We start from the raw sequence: 20,063 nt of genomic DNA on the forward strand, positions 1-20,063 counted from the left end.
CAGAAGGAGCTGGGTGGGTTCACTCCCGTCGAGTAGTCCGCCACGCGTGGGCAGGGGCTCGCCTCGGGCCGTGACGATCTCGCGATGGCTCGCAATGCTCGGGCTCGGCGGAGCATTGCTCGGGTGCCCGGGGGGCTCCCCCCCTTCGAGCGATGAGGACTCGACGCCCGCCGAGGGCGCGCTGGCGCCGGAGGAGCTGCGGCGGCAGGCCCATGCGCAGGCCATGGCGATGCTCCGGCGCGATGCTCCGGCGGCGCTGCGGATGCTCGATCCGGTGGCCGCGGCCGAGGTCGAGGGCACGCCCCTGCATCCGCCCCAGTTCGGCGCGGCCGCTCGAGCCGCGCGACGCGAGGTGTCGGTGAGGTTGGAACGGGACGCGGCTGCGATCTCGCTGGCGTTGTCGTCCCCGCAGGACGGCGTGATCTTGCGAGCGTTGCAGACCGCGTTCGAGCGCGAGGAGCAGCACCGTCGGCGCCCCCCGTGGCGCGATGACCCGCATGCGTTGGTCCACGCGATCGAGCCCTATCTTCACGCGCTGTCGACCCGGCTCGCGGCCGGGCGCTGCGACGACGGCTGCGGGCTGTCCGAGCTCGGTCCGGCGTTGCGCCTGGGGCTGGCCGAGCTCGGCTCGGCCTCGGAGCCCACGATGGCCGCGGCACGCGAGGATCTGACGGCTCTACGTGGCATGCTGTCGCAGTGGACCGATGGCATGCCCGCCTCGCATCCCGTGGTCCTCGCCCGTGGTCCCCTCGAGGCCGATCTCGACTTCGTGCTGACCGAGCTCGCACGTGAGGCCGCAGCCCTCGCAGCGGCCCCCGAGCTGCCATGGTCCGAGGCGGTGGCCCCGGCCACGCTCGGAGGGTGGAAGCGTCGACCTGCACGCTGGGGGGCGGCGAGGCTACGGCACGTCCTCGAGGACGAGGAGGCGTATGGACTGGCTCCCGACGTCCTGTTCCAGCGCGCCGAGGGGACGGTGCTGCGGCTATGGGCGATGCTCGAGCGCAGCCGACGGACCCCGGTGGAGGAGACCGCGTTGCCCCGGCCGTTCGATGCCGCCGCGTGCGAAGCCGTGTGGACTTCGCTAGGGACCTGGATCCTCGCCCAGGGCGAAGGACGGACCATCGAGCCACCGTGCGATGCCGTGCTCCAGGGGGTTGGGGATCGACCCGAGCCAGCCACCGATGCCGACCTGGTGCTCCAGCTCATCGAGCTCGGGACGATCGAGCCCACCCGTCGCGCTCACCTGGCCGCGACGGGCATCGATGTGGCGCTGGTCCACGGCCGCGCGGCTCCGCTGGCGCAGGGTCTCGTGCTGAAGATTGCGATCGCAGCCGGGAGTGGTCGCCGCGGTGCGGAGCGGCTGGCGGTGGAGCACGCCCTTCACCGTGCGTGCCTGGCCGCGGCGGCGGTGTGGATCCACGGCGAGCTGGGGGATGTCGACGCTCTCGCCCCTCGGCTCGAGCCGCTCGGCTGCGGAGAGGTCACCGCGCTGGTCTCGGCGGCGGAGGCTCGTCCTCGCACCGCCCTCGAGGGCTTGGGGCTCGTGCTCGTGGGCGACGGCCCCTCGGACGCAGCGGCGCTCGATCGCTACTGGTGGGCTCCGATGGGGCTGGTGCACGATCTGGCGCTACCCCCCACGCCGTCCACCGAGGCGCCTGCGGTTCGGTTCGAGACGCTCGAGCCCAACGCGGGGGGCTCGATCAAGTCGCCCCGTCGGTCTCGTCGCTGAAGTCGATCTCCTCCTGGGTTTCGATGCAGGCCATGCCACCGATGGCGATCGACAGGGCGACGAAGGCGAGGAGCGCGAAGAACTTGCGGGTCATGGCGTGGAGTCCAGTGGGTATGGTCGGGGAGCCAGGCGTTCGGCGTCGGCCAGACGACGCCGTACGTGGTCTCGCCGGGTTGGATCGGCCCCTTCGAGCAGATCCTTGCTTGCGGCCCATGCGGCACGAGCCGCCGAAGCATGGCCGAGATCGAGCTCGAGTTCCACCCCGGCCAGCACGAGGTCCCAACGCTCGGGCCTGAGCTTCCTTGCACGGGCGTAGAGCTCGCGAGCCGCTGCCGCATCGCCCAGTCGATGATGGATCCCCGCAGCCGTGGCCGCAGCCAAGGCCGAGTAGGGGTACTCGCGGATTGCGCGATCTGCGAACTCGCGGGCCCGGACCGTGCGATCCTCATAGGGAAGGTCGGGGTGATCGAGCACCACCGAGGCCAGGGCTGTGAGGACGCGATCTCGACGGGGCATGCCCAGCTCGAGGGCTCGGGTGAAGCGATCGTAGGCCCGCGCCCAGTCGTGCGCGGCCACGGCGACCCGGGCCTCGCAAAGCCAAGGGAGCGCCTGCCGAGGCGCGAGGTGCTGAGCCATCGTGCAGTGAGTAGACGCACGGGTCAACGGCTTGGGATCGGGGTTGGGGGCATCGCCGAGCTGGGCCACGTAGAGCTCACCAAGAATGGCGTGAGCGCGGGCCGAGCCGGGAGCATGTCGCAGCGCGGTCTCCCATAGTCGCAGGTCGCTGCGGTAGATGGTGCTCGCGCCCTGGGCCAGCGCCCCTTGCAGGATCAGCATGGTCAGCAGCGGCGCCAGGGCCCGAACTTCCCCGCCGCCTTGGTCGGCTCGCTCGGCTCGCACCCTGCTTGCCCATGTGCGACCGGCCCCGAGCAGCAGCGCAGCCAGACCCACGGCCACGGGGATCGACGGCAGGTACATCAGGCGATCGGCTCGGAGGTTGGGCATGGGCCAAAGGTTGCTGGTGGGGAGTGCCAGGCCGATGGCACCGAGCACGGCCAATGCGAGCACGGGATGTCGGCGGCGCCATGCTGCGTGGAGGCCCAGGCCGAGCAGGCCGAGCAAGGCGGGCGCGCAGACCAACGTCGCGATCGAGGTCCAGGCGTCGGGGGGCTCGACGTACTCGGGCGAGAGGCCGAACGGCAGCACCATCTGCTGCAGGTAGCCCACGTGGATCTGGACGCTGCGGGCGAGCACGGAGACTGGCCCGTGTTCGACCAGGGCGATCCGAGGATCATCGCCATAGGGAGACGGGCCGCCGTAGATCGCAAGTCGGTGGGCCAAGGCGAGGGAGGCCCCGACCAGCAGGCCCAGCGCGCCTGGAAGATCGCGAGCGCCGAGGCTGCGCCCCCATGGGGCCAGCCCGCGCGCGAGCACCCACAGACCCACCAGCGCAATTGCGTTGAGCTTGGCCCCGGCGGCCAGGGCCATGAGCACCGCGCTCGCGGCTGCGAGCACGAGCATCGAGCCCGTGCCTCGTGCTCGGCCGCTGCCGTCGGCGAGCACCAAGGCCGCCATGCCCAACCCCGCGGCCAGGAGATCCTCGTGGAACGAGACCACGGCGACCGCCTCGGCGTGGATGGCCATCACTCCGAACAGCGCCGCGCTGCTGGCCCACAAGGCGGTGGGGGCTCCGAGTCGGCGCAGCCACGTGGCCATCGCCGCAACGACGCTCACGTGCAGCAGCACGGACACCGCATGGTGACGCCAGGGATCCACGCCGAGCAGCCAGTAGCTCGCGGTGTCGAAGGCGACGAGGGTGGGCCGAAACGCGTCGGGCACGTGGGCCGCGTGGGCGGAAGGCCCGAGCAGCCGCGGGAGGTCGCCGGGCTGGCGCAGGAAGCCGTTGGCGAGCAGGGTCCAGTGGTCGTCGTAGACGAACGCGAAGGTGAGGGTCGGCAGGTACAGCAGCGCGCTCAGCAGCAGCACGCCGAGCAACAGCACCCGTGGCGAGACGCGCGACCACGGATCGTCCGCGTGCGCTCGGTCGGACACGACTACTCGCCCGCGGCTGCAGCCGTGGGCTGGGGCTGCGGGGAGGAGGCGACGGAGCCGGGTGTGGGCTCGGGTTTGGGCTCGGGCTCGGGTCCTGCCTCGGGGGCCGGCGTCGGCTCGATCTTGGGAGCCGGCTCGATGGGCTTGGGTCCGGGCGCGTCGGTGGGCTCGGCCGTCTGTGCCGGTGCGGGCTCATCGACGGCACCCTCGTCGCGGCAGTCGTCCTTGCGTCGCGGCGGCAGGTCGCCACAGCGCGCATGGTCGATGCCGTACATGGTGGCGCTCAGGATCACCCCGGCCAGGCCCAGCACCGCGCTACCGATGGCCATGCCGTTCATCACGGCGCCGGTGGTGTTGAGCTGGTCCTCGCGCTCGTGGGTGAGCGTGCCGTCGTCGTAGCCGTTGTTGACCTGGGCCTGAACGATGCGGCCGCCGATCCCGAATGCGGTCACGCCCACCACGCCGAAGCCGGCGGCGCCCAGACCCAGGAAGTAGAGCACCTTGCGGCGGCGCTGCTTGGCGGGGGTGTCGACGCGGTCCTCGGATGCCCCGCGCTTGGTCGTGCGCGGCGAGTCGGCATCGTCGAGTTCGAAGCGCGTGCGCTCGTCGAGCCCGCCCACGTGGAGGTCGTTGGACAGAAGCCGCGGAGCCGCGGTCGTGCCAAACGAAGAACCAACCGTGGGACCAAACGAAGAACCAGTCGCGCAGGCCGAGACGCACAGCGAGAGGGCCAGCGAGAAGGTGGTGGGTGCGATGAAGCGGCGGTCCATCAGCGGCGCTCCTCGTCGTCGGCGTTGGCTCCCATGCCCGAGCTCTCCGAGCCACCATCATCCCCCGAGGGGAAGCCCGATTCGGGGGCACACAGGCCGAAGAAGCAGATGTAGCCGTCGGGGCAGTCCTGCCCCTGCGAGCAGTCGACGGCGCAGGCTCCGAAGTCGGGCACGCAGACCTCGCCTTCGGGGCAGATGTCGTCGTCGGCCTCGCACTGGACTCCGCAGATGCCCACCGCGGCGCTCGAGCCCCCACCGAAGGGGCTGCTGCTCCCTCCGAGGTCGATGCCGAGGTCGATGCACTCGAGACCGGATGGGCAGTAGCCCTGATCGAGCTCGCAGGTCGACACGCAGGCGCCGTTGTAGCAAGCCACGTAGCCATCCTCGAATGGGCAGTCGTTGGCGGCGGTGATCTGCGTGCACGGACGCTCGCAGCGGCCACGCCGACAGAACTCGTCGCCGTTGCAATCGCCGTCACCGTTGCAGGCGTAGCGATAGGTCGAGGGCGGCTGAGGCTCCGAGTAGCAGCTGATGCCGAGGACCGAGCCGAGCGCGAGCGCGGCGGCCAAGGTGCGCGTGGCGGTCATGCGGCGCCAACGATAGCGCAAGCCGGCCGAAGGGCCATGACATCCATGCGGTGCGGATCGTGCGCGTAGAACGCCGATTCTGGGGGGCTAGGCGCCGGTTTCCTCACTATCATGGAGGGGCCTGCGGTAGGCGGCCAAGGGGCTGTGGTCGGGCGGGGCGCGATCGCTTGTCGGGTGCGGAGGGAGCGTGCTACCAAGCGCCCCGCTTTCAACGACCCATGCTCCTCGAGGGGCTCGTGGCGTGGTCGTCGTGGTCCCGGGCTCGGCCTGGGTCCCCAGCGGCTTTGCGAGCACCGACGACGGGGGCAGAGGCCCAACGCCACCCAAGGAAGACGACATGGAGACGACGACCGAGGCCAGCGACGCTGGCGCCCTCGACCAAGCCCAACGCATCATCACCGTTCGCCAGCTGCTCGAGGCGGGGGTCCACTTCGGACACCGCACCGATCGCTGGAACCCCAAGATGAAGCCGTTCATCTACGGGGCCCGCAACGGGATCCACATCATCGACCTGCAGCAGACGGCCGTGCTGTTCCGCCGCGCCTACAACTTCGTGCGCAACGTGGCGGCCGACGGCAGCCCCGTGCTGTTCGTGGGCACCAAGAAGCAGGCTGCCGACGTGATGGTGGCCGAGGCGCAGCGCGCCGGGCAGTTCTTCGTGGCCTCGCGCTGGCTGGGCGGCACGCTGACCAACTGGAAGACGGTGCGTCAGTCGGTCGACAAGCTGCGCGGCCTCGAGCGCATGGCCGAGGACGGCACCTACGAGAAGATGACCAAGAAGGAGGTCCTGCGCAAGGAGCGGCTTCGCATGAAGCTCGAGCGCAACCTCGGCGGCATCAAGGACATGCCCAAGCTCCCCGGGGCGATCTTCGTGATCGATCCGGCCAAGGAGTACATCGCGGTCAGCGAGGCGAATCGGCTGGGGATTCCGGTGGTGGCGGTGGCCGACACCAACGCCAACCCCGACCGGATCGCCCACGTCATCCCCGGCAACGACGACGCGATCCGCTCGATCAAGCTGTTTTGCACCCGCATCGCCGACGCGTGCATCGAGGGCACCCGCATCGGCAAGCAGCGCGCGGTGCATGCCTCGTCGGGCGAGGACGAGGCTCCCGAGACCATTCGCGTGATGACCGGGGGCGACGGCCCGCGGGTCGAGCTGGTGTCGCGGCGGGGCAACCTGCCCACGCCCGAGGCCGCCGCCACGCCCGAGGAGGAGGCCGCCGCGGCCGCGGCCGAGGGCGCCGACGCCACCAGCTGACGCTGGTCCACGACAGTGACGCCCCAGTGATGGAGTAGAGCGAGCAATGGCACAGGTAAACGCTGCATTGATCAAGGAGCTTCGCGAGGCCACCGGCGCGGGTCTGATGGACTGCAAGAAGGCGCTCGCGGAGGTCGATGGCGACATCGACAAGGCGATGGAGTATCTGCGCAAGAAGGGGCTGGCCTCGGCGGCCAAGAAGGCCGGGCGCGCGGCCACCGAGGGCGCCGTGGTCTCCTACATCCACTCGAACAACCGCGTGGGTGTGCTGCTCGAGGTCAACTGCGAGACCGACTTCGTGGCCAAGACCGAGGGCTTCCAGGCGTTCTGCAACGACGTCGCCATGCAGATCGCGGCCATGGCTCCCGAGGCCGTGCGCCGCGAGGAGATGGACACGGAGGCGGTCGAGAAGGAGCGCGGGATCCTGCGGGAGAAGGCGCTGGCCGAGGGCAAGCCCGAGAAGATCGTCGACAAGATCGTGGAGGGGCAGATCAACAAGTTCTACTCCGAGCGCGTGCTGCTCGAGCAGGTGTTCGTCAAGAACCCGCCCGAGAACAGCAAGCGCACCGTCGAGCAGCTCCAGCAGGAGATGATCGCGAAGATCGGGGAGAACATTCAGATCCGTCGCTTCGTGCGCTACGAGCTGGGCGAGGGCCTGCAGAAGAAGCAGGACGACTTTGCGGCCGAGGTGGCCGCGCAGGTCGCCGCTGCCTCGAGCTAGCCTCGCGTGGCCATCTCGCCCCCGCCGTGCTCGGCGAGCCATGGCGGGGGCACGAGACCAACCCTCGACCGTCGAGCAAGACCCGAGCCAGACGCCATGACCGGACCCACGCCGCGCTATCGAAGGATCCTGCTCAAGCTCTCGGGGGAGGCGCTCCAAGGCGACCGCGGTCATGGCATCGACGCGGCCGTGCTGCGCGCGGTGGCCGAGGAGATCCACGAGGTGGTGGCTCTGGGCGTCCACGTGGGGGTGGTGATCGGGGCTGGCAACATCTTCCGAGGGGTGAGCGCGGCGGCCGACGGCATGGACCGGGCCATGGCCGACTCGATGGGGATGCTGGGCACGGTGATCAACTCGCTGGCGCTCGAGGACGCGCTGCGGCACGCGGGCGTGAAGGCGCGCGTGATGTCGGCGATCCCCATGAAGACCGTGTGCGACACCTATGCGCAGCGGCTGGCCGTGCAGCACCTCGAGGAGGGCGAGGTGGTGATCCTGGCGGCGGGCACGGGCAACCCGTACTTCACCACCGACACGGCGGGGGCGCTGCGGGCCCTGGAGATCGGGGCCGAGGTGATGCTCAAGGCCACCAAGGTCGACGGTTGCTACGACAAGGATCCGGCCAAGCACCCGGACGCGGTGCGGTTCTCGACGTTGACGTACATGGAAGTCCTCGCCCGGGGCCTCCAGGTGATGGACAGCACCGCCACCTCGCTGTGCAAGGACAACGATCTGCCCATCATCGTGTTCAACCTGCGCACCCAGGGTAACATCCGGAGGGTCGTGCTCGGCGAGCCGGTGGGCACCCTGGTGAGCAACCAACGCACGACCACCACGACCACGACGACGGGAGCGAGATAGCGATGCTCGAGGAAGCTGAGGAACTGGCGAAGGACGGGATGGACACGGCCCTGGATCGGCTCAAGAAGGAGCTGGCCCGCGTGCGGGCGGGGCGGGCCAACCCTGCGCTGCTCGACGAGGTCCGGGTCGACAGCTACGGCACCCAGCTTCCGCTCAAGCAGGCGGCCACGGTGAGCGTGGCCGACGCGCGCATGTTGGTGGTCAAGCCCTACGATCGCAACAACATCGCCGCGATCGAGCGCGCCATCAACAACTCGCAGCTGGGGCTCAACGCGAGCAACGACGGGGCGATCGTGCGCGTGCCGATTCCCGCGCTCACCGAGGAGCGGCGCAAGGATCTCGTCAAGCAGGTGCACAAGGCCGGCGAGGATGCCAGGATCGCGATCCGGCAGGCGCGGCGCGACGCCAACGACATGCTCAAGAGGGGCGAGAAGGACAAGGAGATCTCCGAGGACGACCTCAAGCGGGGGTTGGGCAACGTCCAGACGCTCACCGACGCGAAGATCAAGGAGGTCGACGAGGTGATCACCAAGAAGGAAGCGGAGATCCTCGACGGCTAGTCGAGGTGGCCTGCGCGCCGGGTGGTTGCCCGGCGCGGGCGATGGCGGCACGATCGTCGCATGCGCGCGATGATCGGGTGGCTCGTGGGGTCGGCCGTGATGGCTGGCTGCGGGCCAGCGACCAGTGCGCGTGCGTGGCCCGAGGCGGATGCGTTGTTCCATCGCGACGTGCGGTGGCTCGGTGGGGATGCGGCGTACTCGGTCGCGCTCGGTGACACGCGCACGCTGTGGCTGTTCGGGGACACGTTCGTGGCGACGACCGAGCGCCACGTGCGGAGCGAGTCCACGCTGGTGCGCAACACGGTGGCGGTGCAGCGTGGGGAGGATCCGGTCACCGCGAGCATCGCGTTCGCGTGGCGCGAGGCCGAGGATGGTGGACCGGCGAGCTACGTGCCCGAGGCGGCGGAGCACTGGTTCTGGCCGCTGCACGGGATCGAGCGGAACGGGGTGGTCACCACGTTTTGGCTCGAGGAGGCTGCGGGCGGCGGGCTCGGGTTCGAGGCCGTGGGAACGCGGGCGCTGCGAGCGGACGACGTGACCGGAGACGAGCCCGGCGCGTGGACGTGGCGGGAGCTGGAACTGCCGGAGGTGTCGTTCGGGGCCGACGACGGGGTGAGGATCGGCGCGAGCGTGCTGGCGCTGCCGGGCTTCGTGTACGCGTATGCGGTGGAGGAGCCCGGAGATCACGACGTGTATCTGCTGCGGTGGAGCGAGGCGGCCTTCGACGCGGGGGACCTGCGAGAGCCGCAGTGGTGGCGCGACGGCTGGGTGCCGCACGCGTCGCTCTCGGGAGCGCCGGCGGTGGTGTTCGGGGATGCGCAGACGGAGTTCAGCGTGAGCTTCGATGCCGAGCACGAGCGCTTCGTGCTGGTGCAGACCGAGGGATTCGGCGGGACGACGATCGGGATTCGGACGGCGCCGCGACCCGAGGGGCCATGGAGCCGAAGGACCACGGTGTTTCGGCCGCCCGAGTCGGATCGAGCAGGGGTGCTGGTGTACGCCGCCAAGGCGCACCCGCAGCTCGAAGGGGAGGGGCTGGTGGTCACGTACGCGAGCAATGCCACCGACTTCGGGGTGCTGGTGGCGGATGAGACGCTCTACTGGCCGCGGTTCGTGCGGGTGGAGGTGGGCGAGTAGGTCCGGGGACCTGGGGGAGGAGCTTGGGGAAGCTCCGGTGGATGTCCCAGGACCTGGGGGAGGAGCTTGGGGAAGCTCCGGCGGATGTCCCAGGACCTGGGGGAGGAGCTTGGGGAAGCTCCGGCGGATGTCCCAGGACCTGGGGGAGGAGCTTGGGGAAGCTCCGGCGGATGTCCCGGGACCTTCCGAGGAGCTTGGGGAAGCTCCGGCGGATGTCCCGGGACCTTCCGAGGAGCTTGGGGAAGCTCCGATCGAGGTCGACTGGCCTCGAATGGGGCTCACCGAGGGCCACGATCGCGGGTCTTGCGCGGGTACCCCGGTTGCGCGTGCTGGGGCGCCGTGCGAACACCGCAGACGAGGAGCAACGGCTGGTGATCCGCGAGATCGAAATCGAGGGCTTCAAGTCGATCGAGCGGCTGAAGCTCGAGCTCGGCCGGGTGACGGTGCTCATCGGCGAGAACGGGTGCGGCAAGAGCAACGTGCTCGAGGCGATCGCGTTCGCATCGGCGGCGTACTCGAATCGGCTGGACCACGAATTCTTGGCCTCGAGGGGGATACGGAGCGTGGAGCCGAGGCTGATGCGACCCGCGTTTTCAGGTGGAACAGCAGATCGGATGCGAGTGTGCATCGGCGCGCTCAGGAACGTGCTGGTCGACTTTCGGTTCCATGAAGATCCGTCGGTTACCATGACCGGTTGGTTGGTGGAGTCCCTCCTCGTGAACGAGCGAGGGGACGCAGTCAAGAACGTAGACGAACGCTTTCGCACTGCCGTAGGCGAGCTCGTCGACGAGATCACCAGCCAGGGGACGATGGTCTCGGATGCTCAACGCCTGGTTGCTGAGCACTTCGCGAAACGAGGGTTCCTCAGACCCTTCGTGGGCGAGCTCGAACGGTTCTTGATCTTCTCCCCCGAGAACTCCGCACTCCGTACCTTCGAGCGCGAGGGGCAGATCCTCCCCATCGGCATCAACGGCGAGGGCCTCTTCGCCCACCTCCGCGCCCTCGACCGCGCAGGCAAGACCGAGGTCCTCGAGGAGCTCAACCGCCACCTCTCGCTCATCGATTGGTTCTCCGGCTTCGAGCTCCCCACCGACCTCGGCCCTGGCGAGCGCCGCCTCAGCCTCCGCGATCGCTACCTCGCCTCCGACGCTCTCCTCGACCAGCGCAGCGCCAATGAGGGTTTCCTGTTCCTGCTCTTCTACTACACGCTGCTGCTCAGCCCCGACACGCCTACCTTCTTTGCCATCGACAACATCGACGCTTCACTCAACCCGCGCCTGTGCGCCCGGCTCATGCATGACGTCGTCGAGCTCGCCAAGCAGCAGGACCGCCAGGTCGTCGTGACCACCCACAACCCCGCGGTCCTCGACGGTCTCGACCTCTCCGACGACGAGCAGCGGTTGGTCGTGGTGTCGCGAACCGAGCACGGTGCCACCCGCGTCCGCCGGGTGCCCGCCCCCAAGCCAATCGAAGGCGCCCCAGCGCTGCGGCTCTCCGAGGCGTTCCTCCGCGGCTACCTCGGCGGCCTGCCCGACAACTTCTAAACGCGACGAGTGGGCCAGCCACGATGACCACGATCGGAATCCTCTCCGAAGGCCGAACGGACCAGGCGGTCATCAAGCAGGTGCTGCTCGGGTACTTTGCCGACCAAGGCGCTGCGCTCGACGCCCTCGAGATCAACTCGTTCTTCCCCCCGGAGATCCCACTGCCCGGAGAGCCCGAGGAAGGCGGCTGGACGGTCCTCAAGCGGCGCCTACAGGACGGCCATCACCTCCAGGCGCTCGGGTTCAACGACTACCTCGTGATCCACATCGACACCGACGTGTGTGATCACCCCGGCTACGACGTCTCCCGCCGCGATCCGAGCACGGGATCCAGCCTCGATCCCTGGCAGCTACGAGAGGCCGCGAGGGCCCGCCTCGTCGAATGGATGGGCGCCGATTTCCACGCCAAGCACGGCCACCGCGTGCTGTTCGCGATCGCAGTGGACACCATCGAGTGCTGGCTGCTACCGCTGCTCGAGGACAAGCGCGCCAAGCAGAGCAAGACGATCGGCTGTGCCAAGGCAGCCAACGAGGCCTTGAAGAGAGCGGGACGGGATGCTCTCGACCAGGGCAATGTGCTACGCCGCTACACCGAGGAGGCCGCGCCCTACCGCAAACGCAAGACCCTGCTGACCACGGGCCGACAAAGCCCCAGCCTGGGGGCCTTCCTCGCCGAGCTCACCGAGCTCGACATCCAGCTCGGCGTCGGATGAACAGCTTCGGCCTCGGCGAGCTTGGCTGCCATGAGATGACGATCAACCACCCCCGAGCCCCTCCCGGGCGACCCTGGCCAGCCAGGCCTCGCTCATGCGCTCGTACCACGGCCGGTCGGTCTCGAGCGTGGTGTGAGCCGAACAGCACCACCACGCGGACGTCGGTGCGACCGCGAAGCCGTTCGCGGAGCCGGTCGCACAGCTGCTCGCGTGTGGGCTGCACCCGATCGACGCTAGCGAGCCCACCGCACGGTTGCAAGCGGACCTCGTGTGCACCGCTCACCCCGCCCGCACCACCACCACGCTCCCCGGCGAGCCATCGTGCGCCGCCGCTCCGTGCCACCCCTCGGGTAGCTCGGGACCCACCCACCAAAACAGCCAGCGCGCATCGGTGACGGCGAGGTTGATGCACCCATGGCTTCGCCGTCCGCCGAACCCCGCGTGCCAGAAGGCCCCGTGCAGCGCATAGTTGCCGTGGAAGAACATTGCCCAGGGGACGTCCTGGATCGAGTAGTTGCCGTCGGAGGCGGTGTTGCCGTCCATCGAGGACGAGATGTGCTTGGTGACGATCCGGAAGGTCCCGGTGGGCGTGTCGAACGGCTCTTCCTTGGTGCCCTTGCGACCGGTCGAGACCAGCGTGGTGAACACGGGACGCTCGCCCTCGTAGGCCACCAGGAGCTGCTGCGAGAGGTCGACGTCGACCCAGCGGTCGATCCCGCCCAGGTCCTGCGGCGGAGTCTGGGGCACGGCCAGTCGTAGATCGGACGCCCGCACGTAGGTGTCGTCGGCCGTGCGCAGGTACGTCTTGCCGTCGATCTCGAGCTCTTCCACCCCGTCGACGAAGGTGCGGTAGGCGAGCGACCCCTTGCGCTGCAGCTTGCCGTCCTCGTTGCGCTGGAACACGGGGGTCTTGTCGTCGCCCGCGAAGCCGAACGGGAACCCGGAGGTCTCGGGGAGCACGACGCCGACCTCGGCGACCTTGGGCGGGGGCTTCTTGTAGACCTTGGCCGCATCGAGGTAGCCACCACGGCTGGTCCTCCACCAGGTGCGGCCCTGGTCGTTGACCTTGAGCGCGGTGGTGATGGTGAAGCCGCGCTCGAGGAACGGGTGCTCGGGATGCAGCGGCAGCTTGCTCATCTGCTCGAGTCGAGCCTTGCGCTCCTCCTCTTGCCGCAGGCGCTCCTCCTCGGCCTTGCGCGCGAGCTCGGCGAGCTCCTCGGGAGAGGGCGGTGCGGCGGGCTCGGGCGGTGGATCGTCGACTCCGGGAAGGGGCTCGCCGCCACCGCCGTCATCGCCCGCAGCAGCGCCATCGCCGGCCTTGGGCTTGGGCGCGGGCTTGGCCTTGGGCGGCGGAGGCGGAAGGCCGGCCGCCGCTGCCGCCGCTGCCGCCGCTTCCTCCTGCAGCAGCGCGAACTTCTCCGCCGCGAGCTGGCGCTCGGCGGCGGTGGCCGGGCGCCACCAGGTCTCGGTTCCGTCGCGCGCGATGGCCCCGTAGTCGTAGGGCATCGGCTCCTCGATTCGAGGCCGCGGCGGCGGATGGTACATGTAGGGCTCCTTGTCGGCCTCGACGGTGAGCCCCTTGCTGGCGCACGCGTGGCCGCCGGCGGGGAGCTGATGCCAGCCCTTGGGACAACCCTCGCCCTCGTCGGCGATCTTGGGCGTGACCATGGTGCGATGGCCAAAGCGCAGGTAGCCGAGCTTGGTGGAGGCGAGGTTGGGCTTGGCGTAGATCGTGACCACCTCGTAGGCGGCCAGCCCGTGCATGGTCAGCGACTCGGCCGGCGGGGGGACGAGCAAGGCGCTCGTGTCCGCTCCTCCATTGGCGTGGGCCACCTCGTCACCGGCACCTGCGTCGGCCGCTTCGCCCTCGGCCGCCTCGCCTCCATCGGCGTTGGCTGGGCCCGCGGACGCGCCGTCGGCCGCCTCGGCCTCGGCTTCGTGGGCCGACGCGGGCCGTCCGTCGTCGGCCGCCTTGGCCTCGGCATGAGTCGCGGGCTGGGTGGAGTCCTCGCCCGTCCCGCAGGCGATGGGGAGCAGCAGACCGAGCAGCGCGATCGTGCGGAGCGACGCGATTGGAGTGGTTCGTGGAGAGCGCATGGGAACGGAAGGGCGCAAGCAGTGCACGCGTTCAGCAGATGCCGACCGTGTCGGCTCCGCGATCGTCGAGCTGATCGACGACCTGGTCGGCCTCGCGGCGGGTGTCGACCTCGATGGTCAGGAGCACGGCGCCCTGCGACACGCGCGGGGCGAGCTCGAGGATCTCGGGCTTGGCGACGCGAGTACCCGCTTGCATGGCGGTGTACACCCCGATCACCAGTCCGGTGATGAGCCCGATTGCGAGCCCCATGCCGGGGCCCATGCCCACGACCACGTCGTAGAGGCCGAGCACCAGGCCCGTGACCATGAAGAACACGCTGGCAATGGCGGTGGTGATCACGAGGTTGCGGCCGAACGTGGTCGCGCCCTCGGGGAGCTGGTTGGCGTCGAGACGGCGCTCGTGCGGGCGTACATCGAGGCCGGGGCCGTCCTTGCCCCCACGGCTGAGGTCGGCGCGAACCTGGTCGGCCGCCTTGGCATCCTCGAACAGCGCGTAGACCACCTGGGGCACGGCGCGAATCTACCCCGTTGTCGGCCGCGCGCCGACCCCGGGGGTCGTGGAACGCTCACACCGGGGTCGCACCTCGCGCCAGCCCACGCCGGCCACGCAGGTCGCACGGTCTCACAGCCGCCAGTCGATCTCGGCCTGGCCCTTGCTTCGCAGGGCCGCGTTGATGGCCGAGAACGGCTTGCTGCCGAAGAACCCCTTGCTCGCCGACAGCGGCGAGGGGTGGTTGGCCTCGAGGATCGTGTGCTTGCGGCCGTCGATGAGCTTCTTCTTCTTCTGCGCCGGCTTGCCCCACAGCACGAACACCACGTGCTCGCTGCGCTGGCTCACCGCCTTGATCGTGGCATCGGTGAAGCGCTCCCAGCCGTGGCCCTGGTGGGAGCCCGCCTGGTGCGCGCGCACGGTGAGCACCGTGTTGAGCAGCATCACTCCCTGCTGCGCCCACTTGACCAGGTGGCCGTGCTTGGGCGGCTGGAGGCCGAGATCGCCGTGGAGTTCCTTGTAGATGTTGCGCAGCGACGGGGGGACCTTGACGTCGGGCCCGACCGAGAAGCTCAGCCCGTGCGCCTGGTCGTCGTCGTGGTACGGATCTTGGCCGAGCACGAGCACCTTCACCGCGGACAGCGGCGTGTGGACGTAGGCCGAGAACACCTGCTCGCGCGGCGGAAACACCTGGTGCTCGGCGCGCTCGCGCTCGACGAAGTCGAGCAGCTCGAGGAAGTATGGCTCGTCGATCTCGGATGCGAGCGCCTCGACCCACGGGTCCAATGCGGTCGCAGCCGAAGCGGTTGGCGAGCTCGGCGAAGTCGCAGCCTTGGCCGTCGTCGTGGCTGCTTTGGGCGTGGCTGCTTTGGGCGTGACCGCGGGAGCCGTTGCCGCTGCGCCCGCGGGGCTCGTTGCGCCTGCGGTGGTGCGCGGCGAGACGGCCGTGACCACCCGCGGCGGAGGCAGGGTGACCTTGGCTGGTCGCGGGCCGCTGACGTCCTTGCGGGGGCACTGCTCGAGGAAGTGGCAGCGATCGCACCCGGGGTCCTTGGCCGTGCAGACGTAGCGCCCCACCAGCACCATGGCGGGGCCCCAGAACGTCCACACGTCCTTGGGCACCTGCCGCATGAGGTCGGCCTCGATCTTCTCGGGGTCCTTTTGCCGCGACAGCCCCATGCGCTGGCTGACCCGCGCCACGTGGGTGTCGACGATGATCCCGGTGGGCAGGTCGAAGCAGCAGTTGAGCACCACGTTGGCGGTCTTGCGCGCGATCCCCTTGATCGAGGTCAGCTCGCGCATGGTCGTGGGGACCTTGTCGCCGAAGCGCTGCACCAACGCGCGGTTGATGGTCTGGACGGCTCTGGCCTTTTGCTTGAAGAACCCGGTGGGCTTGAGCTCGTTGGCGAGCTCGTCGAGGTCGGCCTGCGCGAACGCCTGGGGGCTGGGATACTTGACGAACAGCGTCTTGGTCACGCGGTTGACCCGCTCGTCGGTGCACTGGGCCGCGAGGGTGGTGGCGACCAACATCTGCTCGGGGGTCTGCCAGTCCAGCTCGTAGGTGGCGTTGGGGTAACCCTCTCGCAGGCGCTGCAAGATCGCGCTGATGTCGGGCTTGGGCTCGGCCATCGAGGATGGACATGGTGGCATGGCTTGGGGTACTGCTACCAGGTCTCGCATGGGTCTCGGATGGGTCTGAGCAGGATGGCGGAAGCGAACGAGGACGACGGCATCACTCGGTGGAGGCACGATGGTCGCGTCTATCGGTGGCAGCGGCCGGGCCCTGCGTGGCCGGGGCACACGACCTTCGTGGCGCTGCGTGGCGGCGAGGTGGTGGTGGGCGATCGCTACGCGCACGACGGGGTCGAGCGCAGCTATGCCTGCGAGCCGCGTGAGCTGCTCGAGGGCAGCTTTGGGGAGCTGGTGGCAGAGCAGCTCGGCCGGGGCGTGCTCGAGGAGCTGCTCGCCGAGGTTCGCTCCCTGCTGGGCGTCGACGGACGCGTGGATGTGCGGCCCCCGAGCGCGCCCCGACGGGCCGCGGCCTCGCCGAGCCCGAGCCCGAGCGCGCCCGCGCGTTCCGCTCGCGAGCCGGCTTCCGGGTTGGCGACCGAGCCGGCCCCTGAGCCGCAATCCAAGGCGAGCCCGGATGCAGCGGTCGTTTCCGCGCAGACCGAGACGAGCCTCGACGTGACCATCGTGGGGTGTCCTTCCGTGAGCTTGCCGCTGGCGGTGGCACTGCGCGGCATCACGCGCGCCTCGGTGCGCGATCTGGTGCAGCGGCTACGAACGCTGCCATGCCGCGTGCTCGCGGGAGTCGGCCAGGTCGAGGCCGAGCGCGCGCGCGCGCAACTGGTGGCGGCCGGAGCCACGGTCGAGCTTCGTACCGCCGGTTGATGGGACGACTGGATCGACGTCCAGCGTGGGCGAATGCGATCCACCTGCGGACGATCGGGGCTACGATGGCGCCCCTGCCGCCGGCTCATGGTGAGCCGCGGTCGTCAACATCGTCAGCCCCGAGGAACCCATGGCCGCGGTGAACGAACCGAAGACCCGAGAAGAGATCCAAAAGGAGTTCACTCAGCTCCTTCGCACGCACGAGCAACGAGCCTCTCAGATCGCCACCAAGGCCGAGGAAGCCGAGCAGATCAAGAATCGCGAGCTGGTGGAGCGAGCGGCCGGCTACACGGTCGAGAGCATCATCAACAGCCTGGCCAAGCTGCAGCTCGGCTTCGGTAGCTCGGTGGAGGCGATCTCGAGCGAGCTGCAGGCCGAGTCGTCCAAGCTCGGTGAGCTGCGGCGAGCGATCGAGGTGGAGAGACAGCGTCTCGATCGCTTGCGCTCCACCGTGGTCGCGGCCGAGGCCCTCGCGATCCTCAAGCAGGACGGGCAGCAGCGGCTGGCCGCGCTGACCGAGCAGGCCGAGGCGGCGCGCAAGCAACTCGAGGACGAGATGGCGGCGCTGCGCGAGCAGTGGCAGCGCGAGCGCGAGGATGCCGAGGCGGCGGCGAAGGAACTCGAGCACAACCAGGCCAAGGAGCGACAGCAGGCCGAGGAGGAGCACGAGTACGAGCGCGCACGGCTGGCCAAGGTGCAGACCGACGAGGACGCGGTGCGTCGCACGGGGCTCGAGCGCAAGCTCGCCGACGAGGAGGCTGCCAAGGCCAAGGACTGGGCGGGGCGCGAGAAGGTGCTCGGCGAGCGCGGCAAGGAGACCGAGGAGCTGCGCGCCAAGGTGGGGGGCTTCCCCGCCGCGCTCGAGGACGCGGCCAACAAGGCTCGCGACAAGGCCATCGCTACCGTCAACCGCGAGGCGAAGTTCGAGCTCGAGATGCTCGACAAGGAGCACGACGCCAACGTGAAGGTGTTCGAGCTCAAGGTGCAGACCCTCGAGCAACGCATCGAGCGTCAGACCGCACAGATCGCCGATCTCAGCGCCAAGCTCGACGCGACCATCGCCAAGAGCCAGAACCTGGCCGAGCAGGCCTTCCAGCGTCCCACCACCCGCGGAGCGTGAGCGACATGGCAAGCAAGATTTCCACTCGAAACACGAAGGCAGAGCTCGTGGCCGCATACAAGGAGCTGGAGAAGGAGCTGAAGGCGGCCAAGGCCAATCGGAGCGAGGCTGCTTCCGACGGCGGCGGTGGCGGTGGCGGTGGCTCGGACGGTGGCGACGGCGAGGAGCTGTCGATCTCCGACATCGTCGGCCGGCTCCACGCACTCACGGCGAGCATCGGCGAGTCGTCGAGCTCGCTGCAGAGCAAGCTGACGGCCGAGGCCACTGCGCTCGCGCGCCTGCGCAGCGAGGCCGACGGGTTCATCGCGCAGCTCGAGGCCCTGCACGGGCTCCAGGTCGCGGCCGACACCCTCGACACGCTCATCGCCCAGTACCACGAGACCAGCAAGGCGGTGGAGGCTCAGCTGGCCGAGAAGCGCAGCGCGACCGACAAGGACGCCAGCGCGGCCAAGGCCGCCTGGAAGCGCGAGCAAGACGATCACGCGCGCGAGGCCAAGGAGGCCGCAGCCTCGCTCAAGAAGAGCCGCCAGCGCGACGGGGCCGAGTACAAGTACGACACCGAGCAGCGCCACAAGCAGCAGGCCGACGAGGCCGCGCAGGCCCGCAAGCGCTTCGAGGAGGAACTCGCGGCGCTCGAGGAGGGCAAGCGGACCGGCTGGGCCGAGCGCGAGAAGGCGATCGCCGAGCGCGAGAAGGAGCTGAAGGAGCTCACGGCCAAGAACGAGGCGTTCGAGGGCGAGCTCGAGGCGGCCACCAAGAAGGCCGAGGCCGAGGGCACCGGGATTGCCAAGCGTCAGACCAAGACCCAGGCCGACCTCAAGAAGAAGGACAACGAGGCCGTGCAGCGGGTGTGGGAGCTGAAGATCAAGTCCCTCGAGGACACGATCGCCAAGCAGGATCAGCAGATCGAGGAGCTGTCGCGCCAGCTCGACGGCGCGCGCAAGCAGACCACCGAGCTCGCGGTCAAGGCGATCGACGGTGCGAGCAATGCCTCGTCGTTCGATGCGATCAAGGAGATCGCGCTCGAGCAGGCCAAGAACACCCAGAAGGGCAAGTAGCCGGCACGCGGAGGAAGGCCGGCTCGGGCTCTCGAGAGCGCGGGCCGGCCTTCATCGTGGCGCGGGGCGAGATCAGCGTCCCACCTACGCCAGCCGTAGCCGCGCCTTGCCGGCCCACGCCGGTCGCTCGTCGAGCAGTCGTCGCCTGGTCAGCTCGAGGTACTCCACCTGCTGATCGATCCCCACATAGGGGTACCCCATGCGCGTGGCCGCCACCCCGGTGGTTCCGCTGCCGTTGAACGGATCGAGCACCGCCCCTCCGGGTGGGCACGAGGCTTCGAGGATCCGCTCGAGCAGCGCCAGCGGCTTTTGCGTGGGGTGCTTGCCGTGGAGCTTCTCGCCCTTGCCGGGCGCGGTCATCCGCCACACCGATTTCATCTGCTTGCCGCCGTTGTGCTCGCGCATGCGTGCGTAGGCGAAGTGGTGCTTGCTCTTGCGCCCCCGTGCGGCCCACAGCACCGACTCGGTCGAGTGGGTGAAGTAGCGGCACGAGAGGTTCGGCGGCGGGTTGGGCTTCTCCCACACGATCTCGTTGAGCAGCTTGAACCCGAGCTGCTGCATACCGAAGCCCACGCTGTAGATCACGTGGCTCGTGCCCGAGACCCAGATGGTCCCGTCGGGCCGCAGCAGGCGCTGGCAGGCCGCGAGCCAGCGGCGGTTGAACGCGTGGTTGTCCTCCGCCCCACGGCTACGGTCCCAGCCGCCCTTGTCGACCTTGGCGCGGCGTCCGTTCTTGCACGTGCTGCCGCCGTTGCTGAGGAAGTACGGCGGGTCGGCGAACACGACGTCGAACGACTCCTCGGGCATCGCCTCGAGCAGCTCGAGACTGTCGCCATGGAGCAGGGTGGCAGCGCCATCGGGCGAGGCCCAGTGGAGCGCAGTGGAGGGGAGGTCGAGGGCGGGGCCGGCCGCCGCCGCGCTGGTGCCGATCGAGACAGCCACGGACCTTGCTTTTCATGGGGACCCCCCAGA

At 69.4% G+C, this 20,063-nt stretch carries 19 protein-coding genes; 11 read left to right on the forward strand and 8 right to left on the reverse strand.

Translation table 11 applies throughout. The features are described from left to right. Positions 1 to 70 precede the first annotated feature (70 nt). Positions 71 to 1,729 (forward strand): hypothetical protein, encoded by a 1,659-nt coding sequence (locus tag OEB96_RS23800; protein WP_266219002.1) that lies wholly within the window; start codon positions 71 to 73, stop codon positions 1,727 to 1,729. Here OEB96_RS23800 and OEB96_RS23805 read toward each other — a convergent pair. From OEB96_RS23805 to OEB96_RS23820, 4 genes are read right to left on the reverse strand one after another with little or no spacing between them, the layout of a single operon-like run. Next, the gene (locus OEB96_RS23805; RefSeq protein WP_266219003.1) at positions 1,701 to 1,823 is read right to left on the reverse strand and encodes a hypothetical protein; all 123 of its coding nucleotides are present in this window, start codon (positions 1,821 to 1,823) and stop codon (positions 1,701 to 1,703) included. The two genes, OEB96_RS23800 and OEB96_RS23805, sit on opposite strands and share 29 nt — an antisense overlap. Then, positions 1,820 to 3,781, reverse strand: a complete 1,962-nt coding sequence (locus tag OEB96_RS23810; RefSeq protein WP_266219004.1) for a hypothetical protein — start codon at positions 3,779 to 3,781, stop codon at positions 1,820 to 1,822. Before OEB96_RS23810 ends, OEB96_RS23805 begins: the two co-directional genes overlap by 4 nt. Before the next feature lie 2 nt (positions 3,782 to 3,783). After that, positions 3,784 to 4,551, reverse strand: coding sequence for a hypothetical protein (locus OEB96_RS23815; protein ID WP_266219005.1), 768 nt, complete (start codon positions 4,549 to 4,551; stop codon positions 3,784 to 3,786). After that, on the reverse strand, positions 4,551 to 5,138 hold the full coding sequence (locus tag OEB96_RS23820) for a hypothetical protein (protein ID WP_266219006.1): 588 nt from the start codon (positions 5,136 to 5,138) through the stop codon (positions 4,551 to 4,553). Before OEB96_RS23820 ends, OEB96_RS23815 begins: the two co-directional genes overlap by 1 nt. 337 nt (positions 5,139 to 5,475) lie before the next feature. Here OEB96_RS23820 and rpsB point away from each other — a divergent pair, with 337 nt between their 5' ends. From rpsB to OEB96_RS23855, 7 genes are all read left to right on the forward strand, one after another. Further along, entirely contained in the window at positions 5,476 to 6,399 is a 924-nt protein-coding gene (gene rpsB, locus OEB96_RS23825) for a 30S ribosomal protein S2 (RefSeq protein WP_266219007.1), read from the forward strand. 46 nt (positions 6,400 to 6,445) lie between these two features. Next, positions 6,446 to 7,120: a translation elongation factor Ts gene (tsf, locus tag OEB96_RS23830; RefSeq protein WP_266219008.1), complete on the forward strand. Its 675-nt coding sequence runs from the start codon at positions 6,446 to 6,448 to the stop codon at positions 7,118 to 7,120. A gap of 96 nt (positions 7,121 to 7,216) precedes the next feature. Continuing rightward, positions 7,217 to 7,978: a UMP kinase gene (pyrH, locus tag OEB96_RS23835; protein ID WP_266219009.1), complete on the forward strand. Its 762-nt coding sequence runs from the start codon at positions 7,217 to 7,219 to the stop codon at positions 7,976 to 7,978. Positions 7,979 to 7,980: 2 nt separating this feature from the next. After that, on the forward strand, positions 7,981 to 8,538 hold the full coding sequence (frr, locus tag OEB96_RS23840) for a ribosome recycling factor (protein WP_266219010.1): 558 nt from the start codon (positions 7,981 to 7,983) through the stop codon (positions 8,536 to 8,538). A gap of 60 nt (positions 8,539 to 8,598) precedes the next feature. Beyond that, positions 8,599 to 9,675: a DUF4185 domain-containing protein gene (locus OEB96_RS23845; protein ID WP_266219011.1), complete on the forward strand. Its 1,077-nt coding sequence runs from the start codon at positions 8,599 to 8,601 to the stop codon at positions 9,673 to 9,675. A 41-nt stretch (positions 9,676 to 9,716) separates the two neighbouring features. Then, positions 9,717 to 11,219: an AAA family ATPase gene (locus OEB96_RS23850; protein ID WP_266219012.1), complete on the forward strand. Its 1,503-nt coding sequence runs from the start codon at positions 9,717 to 9,719 to the stop codon at positions 11,217 to 11,219. Between the two features lie 23 nt (positions 11,220 to 11,242). Next, positions 11,243 to 11,932: a hypothetical protein gene (locus OEB96_RS23855; protein ID WP_266219013.1), complete on the forward strand. Its 690-nt coding sequence runs from the start codon at positions 11,243 to 11,245 to the stop codon at positions 11,930 to 11,932. Between the two features lie 279 nt (positions 11,933 to 12,211). On the opposite strand, the gene OEB96_RS23860 is transcribed toward OEB96_RS23855, so the two are convergent. From OEB96_RS23860 to ung, 3 genes are all read right to left on the reverse strand, one after another. Further along, positions 12,212 to 14,029, reverse strand: coding sequence for a L,D-transpeptidase (locus OEB96_RS23860; RefSeq protein ID WP_266219014.1), 1,818 nt, complete (start codon positions 14,027 to 14,029; stop codon positions 12,212 to 12,214). A 31-nt stretch (positions 14,030 to 14,060) separates the two neighbouring features. After that, positions 14,061 to 14,540: an MGR2/ROMO1 family protein gene (locus OEB96_RS23865; protein WP_266219015.1), complete on the reverse strand. Its 480-nt coding sequence runs from the start codon at positions 14,538 to 14,540 to the stop codon at positions 14,061 to 14,063. Between the two features lie 111 nt (positions 14,541 to 14,651). After that, entirely contained in the window at positions 14,652 to 16,148 is a 1,497-nt protein-coding gene (gene ung, locus OEB96_RS46845; protein ID WP_323137428.1) for a uracil-DNA glycosylase, read from the reverse strand. Positions 16,149 to 16,223: 75 nt separating this feature from the next. Between ung and OEB96_RS23880 the strand changes: the two genes are divergently transcribed. The 3 genes from OEB96_RS23880 (at position 16,224) to OEB96_RS23890 (ending at position 19,091) form a co-directional block, all read left to right on the forward strand. Further along, complete coding sequence (locus OEB96_RS23880; protein WP_266219016.1) at positions 16,224 to 16,913, forward strand: hypothetical protein; 690 nt, start codon at positions 16,224 to 16,226, stop codon at positions 16,911 to 16,913. A 139-nt stretch (positions 16,914 to 17,052) separates the two neighbouring features. After that, positions 17,053 to 18,033 carry a coiled-coil domain-containing protein gene (locus OEB96_RS23885; protein ID WP_266219017.1) on the forward strand — a complete coding sequence of 327 codons (981 nt, stop codon included), beginning with the start codon at positions 17,053 to 17,055 and terminating at the stop codon, positions 18,031 to 18,033. Positions 18,034 to 18,038: 5 nt separating this feature from the next. Beyond that, a complete protein-coding gene (locus OEB96_RS23890) occupies positions 18,039 to 19,091 on the forward strand; it encodes a hypothetical protein (RefSeq protein ID WP_266219018.1) in 1,053 nt (350 codons plus the stop codon). Positions 19,092 to 19,175: 84 nt separating this feature from the next. Here the strand turns inward: OEB96_RS23890 and OEB96_RS23895 are convergent, their stop codons facing one another. Beyond that, positions 19,176 to 20,033 (reverse strand): DNA-methyltransferase, encoded by an 858-nt coding sequence (locus OEB96_RS23895; protein ID WP_266219019.1) that lies wholly within the window; start codon positions 20,031 to 20,033, stop codon positions 19,176 to 19,178. Positions 20,034 to 20,063 lie beyond the last annotated feature (30 nt).

Origin of the sequence: Paraliomyxa miuraensis (assembly GCF_026337845.1) — a bacterium.
Taxonomy (GTDB): Bacteria; Myxococcota_A; Polyangia; order Nannocystales; family Nannocystaceae; genus Paraliomyxa; species Paraliomyxa miuraensis.

Bases quoted from the DNA above. Each gene is read 5' to 3' on its own strand.
- OEB96_RS23805 (WP_266219003.1), bottom strand. From the start codon at position 1,823: ATGACCCGCAAGTTCTTCGCGCTCCTCGCCTTCGTCGCCCTGTCGATC.
- OEB96_RS23820 (WP_266219006.1), bottom strand. From the start codon at position 5,138: ATGACCGCCACGCGCACCTTGGCCGCCGCGCTCGCGCTCGGCTCGGTC.
- ung (WP_323137428.1), bottom strand. From the start codon at position 16,148: ATGGCCGAGCCCAAGCCCGACATCAGCGCGATCTTGCAGCGCCTGCGA.
- rpsB (WP_266219007.1), top strand. From the start codon at position 5,476: ATGGAGACGACGACCGAGGCCAGCGACGCTGGCGCCCTCGACCAAGCC.
- OEB96_RS23890 (WP_266219018.1), top strand. From the start codon at position 18,039: ATGGCAAGCAAGATTTCCACTCGAAACACGAAGGCAGAGCTCGTGGCC.
- OEB96_RS23850 (WP_266219012.1), top strand. From the start codon at position 9,717: ATGTCCCAGGACCTGGGGGAGGAGCTTGGGGAAGCTCCGGCGGATGTC.
- tsf (WP_266219008.1), top strand. From the start codon at position 6,446: ATGGCACAGGTAAACGCTGCATTGATCAAGGAGCTTCGCGAGGCCACC.
- pyrH (WP_266219009.1), top strand. From the start codon at position 7,217: ATGACCGGACCCACGCCGCGCTATCGAAGGATCCTGCTCAAGCTCTCG.
- OEB96_RS23855 (WP_266219013.1), top strand. From the start codon at position 11,243: ATGACCACGATCGGAATCCTCTCCGAAGGCCGAACGGACCAGGCGGTC.
- OEB96_RS23860 (WP_266219014.1), bottom strand. From the start codon at position 14,029: ATGCGCTCTCCACGAACCACTCCAATCGCGTCGCTCCGCACGATCGCG.
- OEB96_RS23845 (WP_266219011.1), top strand. From the start codon at position 8,599: ATGCGCGCGATGATCGGGTGGCTCGTGGGGTCGGCCGTGATGGCTGGC.
- OEB96_RS23815 (WP_266219005.1), bottom strand. From the start codon at position 4,551: ATGGACCGCCGCTTCATCGCACCCACCACCTTCTCGCTGGCCCTCTCG.
- frr (WP_266219010.1), top strand. From the start codon at position 7,981: ATGCTCGAGGAAGCTGAGGAACTGGCGAAGGACGGGATGGACACGGCC.
- OEB96_RS23880 (WP_266219016.1), top strand. From the start codon at position 16,224: ATGGCGGAAGCGAACGAGGACGACGGCATCACTCGGTGGAGGCACGAT.